Origin of the sequence: Anaerotignum faecicola (assembly GCA_024460105.1) — a bacterium.
In the GTDB taxonomy this organism is placed as follows: domain Bacteria; phylum Bacillota; class Clostridia; order Lachnospirales; family Anaerotignaceae; genus JANFXS01.
In genome coordinates this window covers 1-444 of the sequence record JANFXS010000305.1, presented here as the reverse complement: position 1 = coordinate 444, position 444 = coordinate 1, and the positions used below count along the sequence as shown (strand labels likewise).

Genomic DNA, 444 nt, shown 5'->3' with positions numbered 1-444 from the left:
GGCAGTACCGGTAATACCAATGGCATGTCGTGACACATGCTTGTATGTAATTCCCTTTCGGGATCACAAGGCTATAAATAGCTTTTTCCATACCTTGCACGGAATAGTTCTCTTCCCATCGGAACCATTTTCAATGCCAATTCTTTTTCATATGCCATCTGACCAAGCATCTTTGAAAGCTTTTCAGCCATCGGGTTATCATGGATTCTGCTGTTAACTTTTCCTGCGGTATGGCAGTTGTTGCAAATAGGAACCTTAAGACAGTCTTCATCCGCCAGTTCTCGATTTGCCGATCCGAAAATAAGGTGATGTTCACAATCGGCAGGGCGGCCGCAGAAGAAGCAGTGATCCATATCATCGGTTAATAATGATATCATTGCTTACACCTCCCCTAAAAGTTCTGTAAAGTGTATTGGTCTCATCAATACCTTTGTGTGTTTACAG

At 42.8% G+C, this 444-nt stretch carries 1 protein-coding gene; it reads right to left on the bottom strand.

Translation table 11 applies throughout. The features are described from left to right. Nucleotides 1–71: 71 nt before the first annotated feature. On the bottom strand, nt 72–377 hold the full coding sequence (locus NE664_14095) for a hypothetical protein (protein ID MCQ4727766.1): 306 nt from the start codon (nt 375–377) through the stop codon (nt 72–74). Nucleotides 378–444: the final 67 nt, after the last annotated feature.